This window comes from Microtetraspora sp. AC03309 (assembly GCF_020826795.1).
GTDB classification, from domain to species: domain Bacteria; phylum Actinomycetota; class Actinomycetes; order Streptosporangiales; family Streptosporangiaceae; genus Microtetraspora; species Microtetraspora glauca.
In genome coordinates this window covers 38,178-57,126 of the sequence record NZ_JADDIL010000044.1, presented here as the reverse complement: position 1 = coordinate 57,126, position 18,949 = coordinate 38,178, and the positions used below count along the sequence as shown (strand labels likewise).

Here is an 18,949-nt window from a genome sequence, read left to right as displayed (position 1 = left end):
ACCAGAACGCTGAGGGGGAACAATGAGACCGACTTCGACACGGGGACATGCGGCGGCTGCGATGGTCGCCGCACTGCTGCTCGCCGGGGCATCGAGCGCGACAGGAGCAAGCACCCAGGCCACTGGAGCTGAACGCCCCGCGCCGCATCTTGCGGCACGGGCTCCCCGCTGCCCATCAGGCAACTGCGACGTAGGAGGGACAGGAAACAGCTTCGCCCCAAACACCCTCGTACTGGGGGCCGACGGCAGGCACCGCCCCATCGGGGAGCTGCGCGGCGGCGACCGGGTGGCCGGCCGCGACGGCGCACAGCCGGTCCTTGCCCCGATCAGGGGCACCGGCGTCAAGGACCTCGTCGAGATCACCGCCGACGGTGTCATGGTCACAGCCACCGCCGGCCACCTGTTCTGGGTGCAAGGCCAGGGCTGGACACCCGCCACTGAGCTGCGCCCTGGCCACCGACTCAGCAGCGGCTTGGTCGTCATGGCTGTCCGGCGTGTGACCCGCTCCGCCACCGTATACAACCTGTACGTCGCTGGAACGCATACCTACATGATCCAAATCGGTCACCACGATGTCCTGGTGCACAGTTGACGGCCAACGCCCGACCAGGTCAGCGCTCATCGCGGCTTCCTACGGGTCGGTCGCGTAGGCGGCTCACCGGTGAGCATCCTGCACACGTAGGACAATCCACCTGAATTCTACAAGCGGCCACATTTCGGTCACATGGGCAATCAGGCAGCCTCGCGGCATCCCATCCGGATCTGCAGGGGGTCTGAATCGATGCACAGTGGCGAAGGCATTCAAGCGCGGTGGGTCGAATGGCATGAAGCCGGCGACAGGATTACCGACCTCCGGCGGCGCGTGTTCATGGCAGAACAGGACTTCGGCGAGGACATGGTGCACCACGCCAAGGATCCTGCCGGCCTTCATCTCTGCGCCTTTTCCGGTGACGAGATCGTCGGAGCGGTGGCCGCCTACATGTACGAGCCCGGAGCGCCCGAGCTGGCCGACCTGGGCCTGCCGGAGGTGGACGGGCTGAGCGTGCAGATCGGTAAGAGGGTGGAGTCGGCCACGCATCGCGGCGCCCTCCTCACCGAGCAACTCGGCACCTCGATGATGCTTCAGGTGTGTGAATCGCTCCGGCCGGACCGTCTGTTCCTCACTCTCCGTGGCGCACACCGTGGACTCGCCGAGCGGTACGCCCGACGCGGCTTCGTCAGGCACGCCGACGTCTCGAGCGGCGGCGAGGCCGTCACAGTCATGACGACCGAAGGCCGGGCTGCGATGGAGGAGTTCTACATCACGCACAGGTCCCTGGCCCGGAGAACACCGGACAACGCCCCCCGGATACCGGTCCCGTCACTCGTCCGCTTCCTCGCCCACGGCGAGCGTGATCCCCTACTGGCGAGAAGTCTCCTGGAGGCTGAGAACGTCTACCTGGAGCCGATGGCGCTGGAGGACGAGTTGCCCCGCCTCAGGGCGCAGAGCCGGTTGATGATCGCCGAGCAACGGCCCCGACTGGAGGCGACGCCCTTCCCCAGCCCCCCGGCATCGCTGCTCGACATCGGCACGGGACCCGGCGACCACCTCGCGGCCCTCGCGAAGGAGGCCCCGTTCTCCGGGTATCGCGTCGGAGGCGTCGAGCCCTCGCTCCAGCTGCTCGCCAGAGCCCGGTCTGCCCACCCCGAGCTGGCCGTGCGATGCGGCAGCGCCTACGCCACCGGCGAGCCGGACGCCTCCCACGACGTGGTCACAGCGAGCTTTCTGTTCATCCACCTTCGCAATCCCGACCTGGCCCTGCTCGAGATCTGGCGGGTCCTGAAACCAGGCGGACTGCTGTACGTGGTCGACGTGAACGATGGCAGCTTCCGCGGGCCGGGCGTCATTCGCCGGGCGGTCGACGCGCATGCTCACCACTACCCCGGTGACCGCACGATTCTCACCGACCTTCCGCGGCGCGCCGAGGAGTTCGGCTTCGCCCTGGAGCACCGGTTCACCACGACGGTCCGCAACACCGGATGCTCCGAACCTGCCGTCAAGGAGGACGAGATCCTCCTTGAGCGGCATCATGCGTGGGGACTCCTGTCGTTCATACGGTCCCAGAAGGTGACCGAAGACATGTTCCGGCAGGCAGAGAAGCACTACTTCCGCACCGAATGCGAGATAAGCGTCGACTTCGAGACGCATGTCTACCGCAAACCGGCGCCGCGCCACTCGCGTTGAAGAGGTGAACTCAACCGACGGCGATACGGGTGGGACGACTCCGCCGACGTGACCTGGAGCCGGCTCAGGCCGCACCCCACTCGGGACGGCCTGGGCCGGCGGTACGGTCTGAATCTTCTGCGACAGAGCCGTTGGGTGGATAGACCCTGATCCCGCAGCTACGTCGCTGACGGAAACAAACACGCCGCCCACGAACGCCTACGGAGGTAGCCAACAGGGCGAACATCGCCTGACGCCGCGTCAGGTCGTTCTGGCCAGGGGCCGGAAGGGGCCGTGGAGGGCGGCCCACTGGAGCAGCATGATGGTCTTGGCGTCGGTGACAGCACCGCTGCGGATCATTGTGAGCGCCTGGGTGAAGGGGAGTTCCATGGTGGTGATGTCCTCCCCCTCGGCGGCGAGGCCGTGCGCAGGCGCGGGGGCCGGTGCGTCGTAGGGGGCGGCGTAGAAGTGCAGGCGTTCGGTGACCGAGCCGGGGCTCATGTAGGCGTCGAAGACGTGCTCGGGCGTGCCGATGTCGTGTCCTGTCTCCTCGGCGGCCTCCCGGCGGATCGCCTCCTGTGGGCTGTCGCCGTCCAGGAGCCCGGCGGCGGTCTCGATCAGCATGCCGTCCGGGTGTCCGTTGACGTAGGCGGGAAGTCGGAACTGGCGGGTGAGCAGGACGGTTTGGCGCTCGGTGTTGTAGAGCAGGATGGTCGCGCCGTCGCCGCGGTCGTAGGTCTCGCGTTGCTCGCGGGACCAGTGGCCGTCGGTGTGCTGGTAGTCGAAGGTGGTCTTGCGCAGGATGTACCAGTCGCAGGAGAGCACCTCCACCTCGCGAATGCGCACCCGCGGGTTGCCGGTCAGGTCGTGGCCGTGCTGATCCAGTCCGGTGCGTCCGCGGCGGTCGGGGGTGTCGATGCCCGCGGTCACCGGGCGGCCGGGATCTCGGCGAGGCTGGTGTAGACGTCCTTGCCCTGGGCGCGGGCCTGGGCGACCATCCGGTCCGCGCCCTCGGAGGGGCCGCCGATGCGCAGGACCGCGTCGCAGCGAGTGAGCAGCCGCTCGGCGATGGGGTGGAAGATCTCCTGGAAGAGGGGGTCGCCCGGACCGGTGCTGCCGGCAGTCTCCAGGAGCGGCAGTGCGAGGGCTTCACCGGTGACGGGCAGATGCCCTGCGCGGAAGAGGACGAGCGCGGTGTCGTTCATGGCCCGCACGTTGGCGTGCAGCTTGGCGGGGTCGTCGCCGGTGCCTGAGCGGTAGGGGCCGGCCACGAGGACCAGGAGGGGGTGTGGCGCGTTGCTCACGAGGGTCGACTTTCGTGCGGGGATGGTGGTCAGGCCAGCAGGGTCTCACGCCCGCGTCGCGCAGGGCGTCGAGGGTGTGCGGGCCGCGGGGGTGGCGCCGACGGTGGAGAATCCTGTGGCTGTCGACAGGGGCAAAGGCTCTTTGCTGCGGCACCAGCCCTGCTGAGCCTGGTGATCAGGGACCAGGCAGCGGGCAGGCCGAGGTGGAAGGGTCTCTGAATCGAGTCGTGACCCGCGCGCGTCGGCGCCCGCCAGGCCGGCGCCGACGCTCCTCACCCGATGGTCACGGCAGCCGGCTCCGGATAGGGGAACCGAGTCGCTCAGGCGTCGCCGAGCGGCTCACAATGGTTGGCGACGCGCAGGCTCTGCACCGTCTCGCCCACCATCACAGAGAAGACGGGAACGGCCAGGACCATCGCCATCACGTACAGATGCCTCAGCATTCGCATAGGTGCTCCTTATCGAGCGGACAGGACATCCCAACACTGCGTGTGAGACCTTGCGATCTCCTTGAAGTCTTCAGAGCGGACCGTTCGCAGGCCGGTCATCAGAGGGCGAGCGCCAAGCGGGTGCGCGGTCTGCCGGCCGCACGCGTAGTGGGGCGTGAGGAAGGTGTCAGACCCGGACCTCCGTGGCCGGGTCTGACACCGCGTGCCGGAGGGTCATCTTCGTCTTCTCCGCCTTCCCGGCCTCACCCCGAACACCCTCCGCCCGCCTACGCGATCCAGGCGGCCAGGTCGCTGATCATCCACGGACCGTCGCAAGTAGCTCGCAAGGACGACGGGGAAGGGTGAGACGGGCCGGATCGGCGCCGCGATACGCACGCGATTCCACACCCCGGGACTTCGAGATCACCGGCATCCCCTACGGCGAGGTCGTGCACATCGCTGGGATCCTCGTAGTACTTCGCAGGCGCGCAGCCTGACGAAGTCCTCGGTCCCACGCGCGCCCCGGCTCCGCCCAGCGGACGGGGCATTTTTTATGCCACCAGACACTGCCGAACACGTTTCAGCCACAAGGAATGAGCCGATGACCGAGAAAATGACAGGTGCCCAGGCCCTGGTGAGAGCGCTGGAGCACGTCGGGGTCGACACGGTGTTCGGGATCCCGGGCGGCGCCATTCTTCCCGCCTACGATCCCCTCTACGACTCGACCAAGGTGCGGCACGTGCTTGTACGGCATGAGCAGGGTGCCGGCCACGCGGCCGAGGGATACGCCCAGGCGACCGGCAAGGTCGGCGTGTGCATGGCCACCAGCGGCCCAGGGGCGACGAACCTGGTCACGCCCATCGCGGACGCCTACATGGACTCGGTGCCGATCGTCGCGATCACCGGCCAGGTCTCCACTCCGCTGATCGGGACCGACGCCTTCCAGGAGGCGGACATCTCCGGCATCACGGTGCCGATCACCAAGCATAACTTCCTGGTCACCGAGGCCGCCGACATCCCCCGGACGATCGCCGAGGCGTTCCACATCGCCGCCACCGGCCGCCCGGGGCCGGTCCTGGTGGACATCGCCAAGGACGCCCTGCAGGCGACGACCACCTTCTCCTGGCCGCCGGTCATGCAGCTGCCCGGCTACCGCCCGGTGAGCCGCCCGCACTCGAAGCAGATCTGTGAGGCCGCCCGGCTGATGAGCGAGGCCAGGCGCCCGGTGTTCTACGTCGGCGGCGGCGTGCACAAGGCCCGGGCCGCCGGCGAGCTGCTGGAGCTGGCCGAGCTGACCGACATCCCGGTGGTCACCACCCTGATGGCGCGCGGCACCTTCCCCGACAGCCTCCCCCAGCACATGGGCATGCCCGGGATGCACGGCAGCGTGTCGGCCGTCGGAGCAATTCAGCGGAGCGACCTGCTCATCGCGCTCGGCACCCGGTTCGACGAGCGAGTGACCGGGGAGCTGTCCAGCTTCGCCCCGAACGCCAAGGTGATCCACGCCGACATCGACCCGGCGGAGATCTCCAAGAACCGCCACGCCGACGTGCCGATCGTGGGCGACTGCCGTGAGGTGATCGGCGACCTGATCACAGCGGTGCGGGCGGAGCATACCGAGGGCCGCAAGGGTGACTACACCGAGTGGTGGAAGATCCTCAACAGCTACAAGGAGACCTACCCGTTGGGGTATGAGGAGTACGCCGACGGCTCGCTCGCCCCGCAGTACGTCATCGAGCGGCTCAGCGCGATCGTCGGCCCAGAGGCGATCTACACCGCCGGCGTCGGGCAGCACCAGATGTGGGCCGCGCAGTTCATCAGGTATGAGAAGCCGGGCACGTTCATCAACTCCGGCGGGGCGGGCACGATGGGCTTTTCGGTCCCGGCCGCTATGGGCGCCAAGACGGGGCGGCCCGAGTCCACCGTGTGGGCGATCGACGGCGACGGCTGCTTCCAGATGACCAACCAGGAGCTGGCCACCTGCGCGATCGAGGGTGTTCCGATCAAGGTCGCCGTCATCAACAACGGCAACCTCGGCATGGTCCGCCAGTGGCAGACGCTGCTGTACAACGAGCGGTACTCCAACACCGACCTGCAGCGGGTGAAGCGGATTCCCGACTTCGTGAAGCTCGCCGAGGCGTACGGTTGTGTCGGCCTTCGGTGTGAGCGTCCCGAGGACGTGGACGCGACGATCCGCAAGGCCATGGAGATCAACGACGTGCCGGTCGTGGTCGACTTCGTCGTCCACCAGGACGCGATGGTCTGGCCGATGGTGGCCGCGGGTACGAGCAACGACGACATCAAGTACGCCCGTGACATGGCGCCGAACTGGGACACCCACGAGTGACGCATCGGACGTTCCCATCGGCCTTGGGGGCGTAGGTGAAGAACCCGGACACGTCCAGACGGATACGAGACCGGACGTTTCCAGCGGCTCGCAAGGCCGCTGTTTAGGCTCACCCCTCGTCACATGATCTCCCGGCGACCGGGAGACAGCGGGAGGGGAGGACCCGTCGTGAACAGGTTCCCTTCTCCTGGGATGCCGTGTTCGCCGCCGACCGATGGCCACAGGCCGGCCGGCACGGCTGAGGCCACCCTTCGGCGCGATCCTCCTGTACTGAAGCGAGGTCGCGAACCGAATCGACGATTCCCACTCTCCAGGAGGGACAACTCTTGAGACCTCATCTGCCCCTGGTGATAAGCGCGATGCTCCTCGTCGCCTCCCTCGGGGCCGGAAGCCGCGCGGCCGCCGCCCAAGCTCCCCCCACGCCGATGCCGCAGTCGACCGCGTACCTGTCCGCCGAGGACCAGGCGGCCATGCTGTGGCAGGAGCCGCTGGTCCGGGCGGGGTCGAAGATCCGCACTCTTGCCGAGGCCCGGGCCGACGCGGGATACGCGGGAATGGAGCTCGTCGGCGACCACGTGCTCCTGTGGTGGAAAGGCACTCCCCCACCCGCCGTGACTGCGCTCGCGCGCCAGGCCGGCGCCCCTGTGGAGATCAAGCCCGCAGCGTACTCCAGGGCGGAACTGCGTTCCGCCGCGGACCGGCTGTGGCGTTGCGGCCGGGGTCGACCATGGTGGCCGGATCCACGCGGTCAAGACATTGTTCGACGGCAGCGGCCTGGAAGTGGCGGTCCGTCCAGGGCAGGCACGCCTCGGACCGATCCCGGAGACCGGTGTGCCGGTAGCCGTGGTCGAGCACGAGCCGGTGCGCGCCACCAGCCGCTGCGACGACGGCTCCCCATGGTCCGGGGGCGCCGCCATTCGCAACCACACCTCTGGAGGCCGAGGCTTGTGCGGCCCGTCCGGCACGTCCGTTTACGATTGCACAGCGGGGTTCGGTACCCACATCGGCTCGGTCAAGTATCTGCTCACGGCAGGTCACTGCGGCTCGGTCGGGGACACCTTCACGGACGGCGGCGGCACAGTCATCGGTCAGGCGTCCAACAAGCACGCCGAACACGACCTGCTGCTCATCCCGACCGACGCCCAGAGCCGCATATGGGACGGCATCCCCGGCGTCAGCGATTTCACCAAGCCGGTGGTCGGGTGGGGCTGGACCTTCCCAGGGCAGTCACTGTGCTACTCCGGCGCCATGAGAGGGGCGAACTGCGGTTACACGGTGGCCGACGGCGAATACACCAAGCTGTGCGGCGAAGATTCCTGCTGGACCGATCTGATCGCGGCGAAGCGCAGGTCCCAGAACGTCACCACCGCGAAGCAGGTGCCCTGGAGTGGCGGCGACAGCGGGGCTCCCGTCTTCTCCCTGACCAACGACTCCGCCTGGGTGCAGGCGGCCGGCACCCTCACAGGAGTGTTCACGACCAGTGACTGGCTCGGGAACAGAAGCGAATGGATCGTCTTCCAGGACTTCGGCACAGCGACCCGGGACTGGCCGGGCCTGGACACGATCAATTATCTCGACCCCATCTGACGGCCGTGTCGCCGGTGAGCCGAAGGACTACCCGCGGCTCGCCAAGGCGTACGCGGCCCGGAAGGCCGAGCAGCGGCACCGCTATCTGGACACGACGATCTCCAGGCCCCATCGCGGGTGCGAAGCGGGCGCCCGGGAGATCCACCAGACGACCCCGCCCGGGCGCGCGCATGCGGCGGTGTCAATGAATTCTTGACATAGGGATGGTGTCAATGAATCATTGACACCATGAATCGCCCCGCCTTTCGTGCCCCCCTTCCCGGGCTACTGGCCATCACCCTCCTGCTTCCGCTGACGGGGATCCTGCTCATCGCGCAGGCCGCGCTCGACAGCTGGGTGCCGTTGCTGCTCTTCGTCGTCGCCGGGTTCGCGGTCTTCGTCGTGGGGGTGGCGACGGCGGTCTCCGCCGGGCGCAACGGGGTCGTGTCCGGCGCCGACGCCGCCCGCCTGGAGGAACTGGAGCCGCTCCCTCCCACCGCCGACGATGAGGGAGACCGGCGGTGAGCGTGTCCGGGAGCCACCTCACCGACGATCAGGCGAGCGCCATCCGGGAGGCCGTCGCCGAAGCCATGCTGGCCGCGTGCGAGCAGGGGCGCAAGGGGCTCGACAATGACCCGGACGCCCACCTGCTCATGGTCGCCGCGTCCAGCGTCGCCGCGCAGGAGACCAGCAGGCTGCTGCGCCAGTCGATCACCGGCGCCCGCACCGCCGGGCACAGCTGGGAGACACTCGGACGGCTGCTGGGCATCAGCCGCCAGGCCGCCCAGCAGCGTTTCGGCACCTCGGCCGCCGACCGCAAGGGCTCCGTCCCGGGCGACACCCCCACCCACAGGATGCTCACGCCACTGCACGCCTTCAACGAGATGGAGGCGTTGGAGAGGGAGGGCCTCCGCGGATGGCATGCCGTCGACTACGGCTACCTCTTCCACCTCGTCGAGGCATCGCCCCACAAGTGGGAGCACCGGCGACTGTGGTGGCCCTCGCGCCGCCGCCGGCGCCTCATGGAGGAGCAGGGGTGGGAACTCATCGTCCCGTCCGACTTCGACTCTCCCTGGGCCTACTACAAGCGCCGCCTGAACGAACCCGCCGAGCCGGCCGACCGGGACTGCCAGTAAGAATCGCGCGAACGCGGGCGGCACTGGACGGCCGGCCGCCTTCCCTGGCCCGGACCGTCCAGGCCCGCGGCACGGGGATCCAGAACGGAGATGCCGAACGGGGCCCATCGACGAGATGCGCCATGCCCTGCATCATCGGGTGGGGAGGCCGATCTCGTTCAACCGCTCCGCCGTGCTTCGGATGTGCGGCACCACCCGCCAGGCCGCTTCCCTGACCTCCAACCGAGATCCGCGAGGGCGAGCCCCGGCCGCAAGGTGGCACCCGCGACGGTGGCGGGCACCCTCCGTACCGATCACCTCCGAAGGGGGCACACCATGACCAACCCACCCGCGCCCACCTCCACCATCGCCATCGGGCACGCGACCTCACGCGACGGCACCGCCATCGGCTACCGAACACTGGGGCATGGCCCCGGCCTGGTGGTGCCGGCTCGGGCCGGCCCCGCGCGGGCAGCCGTCATCTCGGGCGACCGCCGGTTCGTCGACGGCCGCGTGGACGCTCACGGGCTCTCCCGCTCCTCCGGCCGCGCCCCGCCCGCGGTCGACTCGCGGACGACGAGTTCAGGCTGGAACATGACCTGCTGGTGCACATGGGTGTCGGGGTGGTCGCACTCGTCGAGGAGCAGTTCGGTCGCGATCCGGCCGAGCCGGTGCGTGGGCTGGCGGACCGAGCTGAGCGACACGGCCGAGGCCGCGGCGAAGTCGATGTCGTCGTAACCGATGAGCGCGACGTCGCGCGGGACGCGCACCCCCGCCTGCAGCAGCGCGCGCAGGAACCCCACGGCGAGCAGGTCGTTGGCGCAGAAGACCGCGTCGGGCAGGCCCGACTCCAGCAGCGACGCGGCGGCCTGCTGCCCCGCCCGCGCCGTCATCGAGGGCACCTCGACGTCCTCGATCACCGCTTCGGGGTCCAGGCCGGCGGCGGCCACGGCGTGCTCGGCGCCCTGCCGCCGATCGACGCACTGCCGGATCGAGCGCGGGCCGGTGACGTAGCCGATCCGGCGCGCGCCGAGGGACAGCAGGTGGGAGGCGGCCATCTGGCCGCCGGCGATGTCGTTCACGGCCACCGAGCACTGGTCCGGCCGGTGCGCGGGGTGGTCGACGAGGACGACGCTGATGCCCCGGTCGCGCAGCGCGTCGAGCCGGGAAGGGTCCTCGTCCGACGGGGTGATCAGCACGCCGCGCACGCGCTGCTCGGCGAGCACGAGGAGGTTGCGCTCCTCCTTGTCCCGCGAGCCGGCCGAGTTTCCGAGGATCACCGCGTAGCCGAGCTCGCTGGCCGCCTCCTCGACGCCGGCGGCGACGTCGGTGAAGAAGGGGTTGCCGATGTCGATGACCGACAGGCCGATGGTCCGGCTCTGCCCGGCGCGCAGCGTCGAGGCCGAGCCGTGCCGGACGAAGCCCAGCTCCCGGATGGCGCGCATGACGCGCTCGCGGGTCTCCGGCGCCACGCGCTCCGGCCGGTTGAGCACGTTCGAGATGGTCCCGGGGGACACGCCGGCGCGGGCGGCGACCTCCCGGATGCTGACGGTCCCCACTGTCCTTCTCGGCCCTCCTCGGACCCGCTCGGGCCTCGATTTATTAAAACGTCTTATCGCCGGATGGCCAGACCCTACCGCAATCGCCTGATCAGAGTGCCGCCACGGCGGTCCGCCCTCGCGCACAACGCCCAGGGGAACAGCTCCTCCGTGCTCCCCGTCGGCAATCCGTGCTTGCGCGACGAAGCGTCCCGCTCCTGTTAAAACGTTTTGATAGATCGGCGAGAAGGGTGCGGCACGCCCTCCAGCGTGACCGCCCATGACCCTCGCCATCACCCGTACGGCGGCGGCGAGTTCGGCTACTGGGTGTTCGAGGGCGACCGGCAGCCGGCCCGGCGGCCGTCGTGGAACTACCGGGCCGAGGACGGCGGCGGCATCGTCCTCGACATGTTCCCGTACTGGGCGTACGTGCTGGAGAACCTCGTCGGCAGGATCGAGGCGGTGACCGCGCGGGCGGTGACCCACGTGCCCGAGCGGGCGCGCTTCCGCCGCCACCTCTGGTCGTACGGCCTGCGGGTGGCGGACGCGATGGACACGGCCCAGCGCAACATGGGCCTGGACTGGGCGGCCACGCGGGAGCTGATTCGGCGCAGCGCCGCCGAGGCCCGGCAGTACGGCGACCCCGCCGACCCTGCTCGCCTGCGGCGCCGGCACCGACCACCTGCCGGAGGCGGCCACGCTGGAGGAGGTGACGGCCGGCTACCTGGAGCAGATCGAGACCGTCCAGGAAGAGGGCGCCCGGGTCATCGTCATGGCCAGCAGGCAACTCGCCCGCCTCGCCGGCGGGCCCCGAGGACTACCACAAGGTCTACGGCATGCTGCTCGCCCGGGCGGACCGGCCGGTGATCCTGCACTGGCTGGGCGAGATGTTCGACCCCGCCCTCGCCGGATACTGGGGGTCGCGCGACCTGGACGCCGCCACCGACGCGTTCCTCGCGCTCGTCCACGACCACGCGCGCCGGGTGGACGGGGTCAAGGTGTCCCTGCTCGACGCCGCCCGCGAGGTACGGCTGCGCGAGCGCCTGCCGGACGGCGTACGGCTTTACACCGGCGACGACGTCGACTACCCGGCCCTGATCGCGGGCGGCAGCCACGCGCTGCTCGGGATCTTCGATCCGATCGCCCCTGCCGCGGCGGCCGCCCTCCAGGCGCTCGACGCCGGGGACCCGGCCCGCTTCGCGGCGATCCTCGCCCCGACCGTGCCACTCGCCCGGAAGGTCTTCGAGGCGCCGACGTACCGCTACCGCGGCGACATCGAGGTGGAGATCTTCAACGCCGACATCTGGGCCGCCGACCCCGACGAGGTGGTCGCCGCGATGAAGCGGCGCTTCGCCGCCGGGATCGGCTGACCGGTCTCCGTCAGTCCGCGAGCCGGGTGCCCGCGTCAGTGATGCCGGGACGTCCAGGCCGGCCGGCGCGGACCGGCCTGGACGTCATGATCAGACGAGGTCGAACCGGTCGAGGTTCATCACCTTGTCCCACGCCGCGACGAAGTCGCGCACGAACTTCTCCTTCGCGTCGTCGCTCGCGTAGACCTCCGCGAGCGCGCGCAGCTCGGAGTTCGACCCGAAGACGAGGTCGGCACGGCTGCCGGTCCACCTGACCTCGCCCGTGGCGGCGTCGCGACCCTCGAACGTGTTCGCGTCCTCCGACGTCGCCTTCCACGTCGTGCCCAGGTCGAGCAGGTTGACGAAGAAGTCGTTGGTCAGGGACCCGGGGGTCGTGGTGAAGACGCCGAGCGGCGACTGCTGGGAGTTCGCGCCGAGGACGCGGAGGCCACCGACGAGGACCGTCATCTCGGGGGCGCTCAGGGTCAGCAGGTTCGCCCGGTCGATCAGCAGGTACTCAGCCGGCAGCCGGCTGCCCTTCCCGACGTAGTTGCGGAACCCGTCGGCGATCGGCTCCAGCGCGGCGAACGACTCCACGTCGGTCTGCTCGAGCGACGCGTCCACGCGACCCGGCGTGAAGGGGACCTCGACGTCGAAGCCGGCGTCCTTGGCGGCCTGCTCGACGCCCGCGCCACCCGCGAGCACGATCAGGTCGGCGAGCGAGACCTGCTTGCCGTCGGTCCGGGTGGCGTTGAATGCCTCCTGGATCCCCTCCAGGGTGCGCAGCACCGTCGCCAGCTCGTCGGGGTCGTTGACCTCCCACCCGCTCTGCGGCTCGAGGCGGACGCGCGCGCCGTTGGCGCCGCCGCGCTTGTCACTGCCGCGGAAGGACGCGGCCGACGCCCACGCGGTGGACACGAGCTGGGACACCGACAGGCCCGAGGCGAGGACCTGGCCCTTGAGGGCGGCGATGTCCTCGGCGTCGACGAGCTCGTACGTCCGCTCCGGGAGCGGGTCCTGCCACAGCAGCACCTCGGTCGGGACCTCCGGGCCGAGGTAGCGCGCGACCGGGCCCATGTCGCGGTGGGTCAGCTTGAACCACGCGCGAGCGAAGGCGTCCGCGAACTCGTCGGGGTGCTCGTAGAAGCGCCGCGAGATCTGCTCGTAGACCGGGTCGAACCGGAGTGCGAGGTCGGTGGTCAACATCGAGGGCGCATGGCGCTTCGACGGGTCGTGGGCGTCGGGCACCGTGCCCTCACCGGCGCCGTGCTTCGGCTTCCACTGGTGCGCACCGGCCGGGCTCTTGGTCAACTCCCACTCGTAGCCGAACAGGTTCCAGAAGAAGTTGCTGGACCACCTCGTCGGCGTCGAGGTCCAGGTGACCTCGAGACCGCTGGTGATCGTGTCGCCGCCCTTGCCGGTGCCGTACGCGTTCCTCCAGCCCAGGCCCTGCTCCTCGATCGAGGCGGCCTCGGGGTCGGGGCCGACGTTGTCCGCCGGGCCCGCGCCGTGGGTCTTGCCGAAGGTGTGGCCGCCCGCGATCAGGGCGACGGTCTCCTCGTCGTTCATCGCCATCCGGCGGAACGTCTCACGGATGTCGCGGGCAGCGGCGATCGGGTCCGGGTTGCCGTTCGGGCCCTCCGGGTTGACGTAGATGAGGCCCATCTGGACCGCGGCGAGGGGGTTCTCGAGGTCGCGGTCGCCGGTGTAGCGCTCGTCGCCGAGCCAGGTGGACTCGGGGCCCCAGTAGACGTCCTCGTCGGGCTCCCAGACGTCCGCACGACCGCCGGCGAAGCCGAAGGGCGTGAAGCCCATCGACTCCAGGGCGACGTTGCCGGAGAGGATCATGAGGTCGCCCCACGAGAGCTTCTTGCCGTACTTCTTCTTGACCGGCCACAGCAGGCGGCGGGCCTTGTCGAGGTTCGCGTTGTCCGGCCAGCTGTTGAGGGGCGCGAAGCGCTGCTGGCCGGCTCCGGCGCCGCCGCGGCCGTCGCTGATCCGGTAGGTGCCAGCGCTGTGCCACGCCATCCGGATGATGAGCGGGCCGTAGTGGCCGAAGTCGGCCGGCCACCAGTCCTGCGAGGTGGTCAGCACCTCCGCGATGTCCCGCTTCACGGCCGCGAGGTCAAGGGACGTGAACGCCTCGGCGTAGTCGAAATCCGCACCGAGAGGGTTGGCCACGGCGGGGTTCTTGGCGAGGATCTTCAGGTTCAGGCGCTCCGGCCACCACCGGTGGTTGCCGCCGCCCTGAGTCGGGTGCGCGGCGCGCCCGTGCGCGACCGGGCAGCCACCTCCGTCCTCCGTCTTCGCGTCTACGACGATTGCATCATGGTTCTCAGTCATGTGAATCCTTCCGGACTAGGCGGATCACGGTGCTCAGGAACTGCGAGTGGTGGAACAGCCGGGGCACAGGCCCCAGTAGATGACGTCGGCCTCGTCGATCGAGAAGCCGTGGTTGTCGGATGCGGTCAGGCAGGGCGCCTCACCGACCGCGCAGTCGACGTCAGCGACGACACCGCACGACCGGCACACGACGTGGTGGTGGTTGTCGCCGACGCGTCCCTCGAACCGGGCCGGGCTGCCGGCCGGTTCGATCCGCCGCACGAGTCCCGCCGCGGTGAGCGCGTGGAGGGCCTCGTACACGGCTTGAAGGGAGACATGGCCGACGCGGTCACGCACCCCGGAGGCGATCGCCTCGACGTCGAGGTGGTCACCGTCCCGGACCGTCTCGAGCATCGCGACGCGGGCTGCCGTCACCCGCAGGCCGACACTGCGCAGCTCTTCGGCGGTGGTCTGGGATGCGGTCATGGCACCCAACCTACCGCTATAAACACGAAGAATTCAAGACAATGAATGTTCCGAGTTTTGGATCGCCTCAAGTGATGGTCCCCCCGTCACGGCGTGGCACACCGTCCGGAGGGCGGGCATCGGGGCAACACGCCGCGGAACCGTGATCGCCGTAAGCTGCCCGGACGGCCGAAGAAGTGATCGACCCGCTCGCCGAAGTGGAGTCCCTCCTCTCACGCCACCGCTTCTCACCCGTCACCGTTGTCGACTGGCAGCGCCTGGAGCCTTGGGCTGTCGCGCGAGCACGGCTGAGCGGCCTCCGCCGACCCGAGCGCGTGATCGTCAAATGGGTGCGGCCGCACCCGGACCAGACTCGTCCCGAGTCGTGGCGGTTCCGCACCGAGTTGGCCGCTCTGCGGTTCCTCTCCGAGGATCTGTCCCTGAACCTGGCTCCGCGTGCCATCGCCGCCGATGTCGCGAGCGGACTCGTCGTGCTCGAGGACCTCGCTCCGCGTACGGCGTTGGATCAGCTGTTGCGCGCGGACGGTGCCGCGGCCCATGCGGATCGGCTGGTCGCCTTCGCCCGCGCACGTGGCGAGCTCAACGCCGCCACCGCGGGCATGGCGGAGACCTACTACGCCCGCAGGACCGCCCTCGGGCCGGTCGACCCGGCCGCGGATCGCGTAGGGCGATGGGCCGGGCACCGCGAGGAGGGCCGTAGGCAGGCCGCCGGCGTCGGTGCGCCGATCACCGGCCGGGCCGAGCGCGAACTGGCCGCCGCGCTGGAGGAACTGGCCGAGCCAGGACCGTTCCTGACGCTCAGCAATGGCGACCCGGAAGCCAACAACGTTCTCGTGCACGCCTCAGGTGCCCCGGACCCGCGTCTGATCGACTTCGAGTTCGCGGGCTACACCCACGCCCTCAACGACGCCGTCTGCCTCCACGTCCCCGGTCCCGCGTGGCTGTCGGTCGGCGACGCCATCACCGGCGGGCTCGCCGCCGCCCGCACCGCCGAGGCCCACCGCCCCCTGCCCCACCTCGCCGGCTGGGCACGGCGGATGGCCGACCTGCTCCGCCGGCGCTGGCCCGACACCGACCTGAACCTCACCGACCAGACGACGTTCCCGCCCTACGCGGCACGCCGTAGTTGAGCGTTCGCCGCGCGAAAACGCACACAGCACACAATTCCGTACACGAGTTCGGCTACCTCGGCCACCCTCATTTTGCTCAAAACGTTATGTAATGCAGTAAACCGAAGCGAATGTTCCGGCACATATCCCCTCAAGGGAGTGCTGGGCGCGGCCGTTCCCCTATTGGCCGGATCCGGCCAACAATCATCGATGACAGTTTTGACAAATCGCCTATATTATCGCCGTTCGTGACTGAAGGTGATCATTCGAGCCCGTCACTGACCGACGATCTGTTCTTTGTCATGCACGACAACGTGACGGGTCGTACGCGACTCCATCCGCGCCTCGCGAGCCTCGGGCTGGCAGGCGCGGTCATCAGTGAACTGATGCTCGCCGAGCGTGCCACTCTCGACCTCGCGTCGGGCCAGGACCGCCTCTACGCGACCGCCCGAGACGCCACCGGCGATCCGCTCACGCAGAGCGTGCTCGACCACCTCATCGCCGAGCCGCAACATTCGGTGGCCACCTGGCTCCACTTCTTCGCCCGCACGATCTACGCCGACGTCACGGGCAGGATGATCGCCGCGAAGCTGCTCAAACCACCGGCAAGGCACCTGTTGAAACAGCAGCCCGCGGCCCCTGTGAACACGAACACGGCCGCGTGGCCGCTCGCCCGCCTCAACCTCGCCGTCGAGCGGCGCAAGCCGCCCGTGATCAGGGACTGCGTCCTCTTCGGGCTCTTCGTCGCCACCGGCGGCGCCCAGCGGGCCATCCGGGAGCACGATCCCGCGTTCGCGACCGCCGCGATCGCCGTGCTTTCCGCGCCGCTGCAGAGACTCATCGTTCAGACCCAGGTCGCCGTCGGCGAAGCCGTCATCAGCCGTCGGTGACCCCTCTTCCCCACCCCCTATCTCACGGAGTTCTGGATGTCCCTCACAGAGCAGCGGCCCAGCGCCGTCTCCGCCGCACTGGCCAAGGACCGGCTCGGTGTCCCATCGGTCGTGTTCTTCGTCATCTCCGCGGCGGCGCCGCTGATGGTCGTCGCGGGTTCGGTCCCGACGGCGTACACGGTGACGGGCGTCATCGGCGTGCCGTTCGCGTTCCTGATGCTGGGCGCGATCTTCACGCTTTTCGCCGTCGGGTACGTGACGATGGCCAGGCACGTCGTGAACGCGGGCGCGTTCTACGCCTATGCCGCCCAAGGGCTCGGCCGGACGCAGGGGGTGGCGACCGCGTGGGTGGCCCTGCTGGCCTACAACGCGCTGCAACTGGGCCTCTACGGCATCATCGGGTCGGCGGCCGAGCCGCTGCTGCTCGACTGGTTCGGCGGCTCGCCCGCGTGGTGGGTGATCGCGCTGGTGGCGTGGGCGCTGACCGGCCTGCTCGGCCTGCTGCGCGTGGACGTCAACGGCAAGATCCTCTCCGTCCTGCTGGTCAGCGAGATCGCCGTCGTCCTGGTGTTCGACATCGGTGACCTGCTTCACGCCGCCCCGAGCGGCATCAGCTTCGAGGGCTTCACCCCCGGTTCGCTGTTCGTGCCCGGCGTGGGTGCCGCACTCGCCACCGTCGTCGCGGGGTTCGCCGGCATCGAGTCGTCGGTCGTCTTCGCCGAAGAGTCCAAGGACCGCAACAGGACCGTGCCCGTCGCGACCTATCTGGGCATCGCGATCATCGCGGTTCTGTACGCGATCTCGGCCTGGGCGCAGACGGTGCCGACCGGGCCGGACGGGATCGTCAAGGCGGCGTCCGAGCAGGGGACCGAGCTGATCTTCAACCAGGCGGCCGCCCACCTGGGCTCGGCCGTATCGACGATCGGCTCCGTGCTGTTCGTGACCAGCAGCATGGCGTGCATGATCGCCTTCCACAACACCACGGCCCGCTACATCTTCGCCCTGGGCCGCGAGAACGTGCTTCCCTCGGTGTTCGGGCGCACCTCGGCCCGCACCGCCGCTCCGATGGCCGGATCGGTGCTGCAGACGGCGCTCGGCCTGATCGTGATCACCGTCTACGCGGTCTTCGGCCTCGATCCGGTGACGAAGCTGTTCTTCACGTTCGGCGCCTTCGGTGGCCTCGGGCTCCTGACCCTGCTCACCGTCACCTCGATCTCGGTGATCGTGTTCTTCGCCCGGAACCCCTCGGGGGAGACGGCGTGGCGGACGCGCGTCGCGCCGGCCCTGGCCGCCCTGGCGCTCTGCGTGATCATCGGGATGACGCTGATCAACTTCGACACGGTCCTCGGAGTCGCGCCCGACTCGCTCATCCGCTGGATCCTGCCCGGCATCTTCATCGTCGCGATCATCCTCGGCGTCGTGTGGGCGCGCGTGCTGAAGGCGACCAGGCCGGAGGTGTACGCCAACATCGGCCTGGGCGCACAGGCCGTCAGCGGAGGCTCCAAGTGACGGCCGAGATCACCCGGATGACCGACGCGACCGTGGCCGGCGAGATCATCGCCGACATCTTCAGCCGCGACGAGATCACCAGCTGGCTCATCCCGCCGGTGCGGGACCGGCTGCCGATCCAGCGGCGGTTCTTCACCATGCAGACGGCGCACGCGCTCGACCACGGCCAGATCTACGGGGTCCACGAGTCGGGCGAGCTCGCCGGGGTCGCGGTCTGGTTCACCGCGCCGTTCCCCGAGATCCCCGGCCAGGAGGAGGCGATCGCCGCGTTCGCCGGGGAACACGCCGAACGCTACGGCATCCTCGGCCAGCTGATGGACAAGCTCCACCCGCACGAACCGCACCACTACCTGGCGTTCATCGCCCTGGTACGAGGGCGAACCGGCCGTGGCCTCGGCAGCCTGCTCCTGGAGGAGCACCACCGGCGGCTCGACGCCCAAGGGATGCCGGCCTACCTGGAGGCCAGCAGCGAGGCGAGCCGCCGGCTCTATCTCCGGCACGGCTACGTGGACATGCCGGAGCTGCTCCGGCTGCCCGGCGGTCCGGTCATGTATCCGATGTGGCGCGCGCCGTCCATCCGGGGCGGCCGACCGGCCGACGGCCATGGTGAAGACAGCGGTCCCGACGCCCTCGAGTGATCAACCCGGAGAAGCAGGTGGAGGCCCCGGCAGCGGGCCTCCACCTCGCAGGGGTGAATGCCCGCACACCGACTTCCTCATCGGAATACGGCCCGTAAGAATTCCCGTCTCGACGCTTCCGCTTTCCCCTCGGGGCGTTGGCGAT

At 69.4% G+C, this 18,949-nt stretch carries 16 protein-coding genes and 2 pseudogenes; 12 read left to right on the top strand and 6 right to left on the bottom strand.

What is annotated here, in order from left to right; genetic code table 11:
- The first annotated feature begins 22 nt into the window (after positions 1-22).
- A complete protein-coding gene (locus tag IMZ11_RS24785) occupies positions 23-592 on the top strand; it encodes a Hint domain-containing protein (RefSeq protein ID WP_308066841.1) in 570 nt (189 codons plus the stop codon).
- A 276-nt stretch (positions 593-868) separates the two neighbouring features.
- Positions 869-2,224, top strand: coding sequence for a bifunctional 2-polyprenyl-6-hydroxyphenol methylase/3-demethylubiquinol 3-O-methyltransferase UbiG (locus IMZ11_RS24780; protein ID WP_228644740.1), 1,356 nt, complete (start codon positions 869-871; stop codon positions 2,222-2,224).
- A gap of 240 nt (positions 2,225-2,464) precedes the next feature.
- On the opposite strand, the gene IMZ11_RS24775 is transcribed toward IMZ11_RS24780, so the two are convergent.
- The 3 genes from IMZ11_RS24775 to IMZ11_RS45455 all read right to left on the bottom strand — a co-directional run bounded on the left by IMZ11_RS24775 (position 2,465) and on the right by IMZ11_RS45455 (position 3,956).
- A complete protein-coding gene (locus IMZ11_RS24775; RefSeq protein WP_228644739.1) occupies positions 2,465-3,133 on the bottom strand; it encodes an NUDIX domain-containing protein in 669 nt (222 codons plus the stop codon).
- Positions 3,130-3,507 carry a hypothetical protein gene (locus IMZ11_RS24770; protein ID WP_228644738.1) on the bottom strand — a complete coding sequence of 126 codons (378 nt, stop codon included), beginning with the start codon at positions 3,505-3,507 and terminating at the stop codon, positions 3,130-3,132. The genes IMZ11_RS24775 and IMZ11_RS24770 overlap by 4 nt, the downstream gene beginning before the upstream one ends.
- A 320-nt stretch (positions 3,508-3,827) precedes the next feature.
- Complete coding sequence (locus IMZ11_RS45455) at positions 3,828-3,956, bottom strand: hypothetical protein (protein WP_255707033.1); 129 nt, start codon at positions 3,954-3,956, stop codon at positions 3,828-3,830.
- A 532-nt stretch (positions 3,957-4,488) separates the two neighbouring features.
- On the opposite strand from IMZ11_RS45455, the gene IMZ11_RS24765 reads away from it, so the two are divergent.
- The 4 genes from IMZ11_RS24765 to IMZ11_RS24750 all read left to right on the top strand — a co-directional run bounded on the left by IMZ11_RS24765 (position 4,489) and on the right by IMZ11_RS24750 (position 8,984).
- Positions 4,489-6,282, top strand: a complete 1,794-nt coding sequence (locus tag IMZ11_RS24765; RefSeq protein ID WP_228644737.1) for an acetolactate synthase large subunit — start codon at positions 4,489-4,491, stop codon at positions 6,280-6,282.
- An 831-nt stretch (positions 6,283-7,113) separates the two neighbouring features.
- Positions 7,114-7,869 carry a S1 family peptidase gene (locus IMZ11_RS24760; protein ID WP_228644736.1) on the top strand — a complete coding sequence of 252 codons (756 nt, stop codon included), beginning with the start codon at positions 7,114-7,116 and terminating at the stop codon, positions 7,867-7,869.
- Positions 7,870-8,097: 228 nt separating this feature from the next.
- Positions 8,098-8,373: a hypothetical protein gene (locus tag IMZ11_RS24755; RefSeq protein WP_228644735.1), complete on the top strand. Its 276-nt coding sequence runs from the start codon at positions 8,098-8,100 to the stop codon at positions 8,371-8,373.
- Complete coding sequence (locus IMZ11_RS24750) at positions 8,370-8,984, top strand: hypothetical protein (protein WP_228644734.1); 615 nt, start codon at positions 8,370-8,372, stop codon at positions 8,982-8,984. The genes IMZ11_RS24755 and IMZ11_RS24750 overlap by 4 nt, the downstream gene beginning before the upstream one ends.
- 500 nt (positions 8,985-9,484) lie before the next feature.
- Here IMZ11_RS24750 and IMZ11_RS24745 read toward each other — a convergent pair whose 3' ends face one another.
- Entirely contained in the window at positions 9,485-10,522 is a 1,038-nt protein-coding gene (locus IMZ11_RS24745; RefSeq protein ID WP_061252584.1) for a LacI family DNA-binding transcriptional regulator, read from the bottom strand.
- A 288-nt stretch (positions 10,523-10,810) separates the two neighbouring features.
- Between IMZ11_RS24745 and IMZ11_RS45450 the strand changes: the two are divergent.
- A pseudogene (locus tag IMZ11_RS45450) lies at positions 10,811-10,999 on the top strand (gfo/Idh/MocA family oxidoreductase); the annotation flags it as partial.
- A gap of 6 nt (positions 11,000-11,005) precedes the next feature.
- Positions 11,006-11,871, top strand: a pseudogene (locus IMZ11_RS24740) (DUF993 family protein); the annotation flags it as partial.
- A gap of 90 nt (positions 11,872-11,961) precedes the next feature.
- On the opposite strand, the gene katG reads toward IMZ11_RS24740, so the two are convergent.
- Positions 11,962-14,193, bottom strand: a complete 2,232-nt coding sequence (katG, locus tag IMZ11_RS24735) for a catalase/peroxidase HPI (protein WP_228644733.1) — start codon at positions 14,191-14,193, stop codon at positions 11,962-11,964.
- A gap of 33 nt (positions 14,194-14,226) precedes the next feature.
- The gene (locus IMZ11_RS24730) at positions 14,227-14,658 is read right to left on the bottom strand and encodes a Fur family transcriptional regulator (protein ID WP_228644732.1); all 432 of its coding nucleotides are present in this window, start codon (positions 14,656-14,658) and stop codon (positions 14,227-14,229) included.
- A gap of 176 nt (positions 14,659-14,834) precedes the next feature.
- On the opposite strand from IMZ11_RS24730, the gene IMZ11_RS24725 reads away from it, so the two are divergent.
- The 4 genes from IMZ11_RS24725 (at position 14,835) to IMZ11_RS24710 (ending at position 18,804) form a co-directional block, all read left to right on the top strand.
- Entirely contained in the window at positions 14,835-15,788 is a 954-nt protein-coding gene (locus tag IMZ11_RS24725; protein ID WP_228644731.1) for a phosphotransferase, read from the top strand.
- 227 nt (positions 15,789-16,015) lie between these two features.
- Positions 16,016-16,657: a GPP34 family phosphoprotein gene (locus IMZ11_RS24720; protein ID WP_228644730.1), complete on the top strand. Its 642-nt coding sequence runs from the start codon at positions 16,016-16,018 to the stop codon at positions 16,655-16,657.
- Positions 16,658-16,693: 36 nt separating this feature from the next.
- Positions 16,694-18,166, top strand: a complete 1,473-nt coding sequence (locus tag IMZ11_RS24715; protein WP_228644729.1) for an APC family permease — start codon at positions 16,694-16,696, stop codon at positions 18,164-18,166.
- Entirely contained in the window at positions 18,163-18,804 is a 642-nt protein-coding gene (locus IMZ11_RS24710; protein ID WP_228644728.1) for an N-acetyltransferase, read from the top strand. Before IMZ11_RS24715 ends, IMZ11_RS24710 begins: the two co-directional genes overlap by 4 nt.
- The last annotated feature ends 145 nt before the right edge of the window (positions 18,805-18,949 follow it).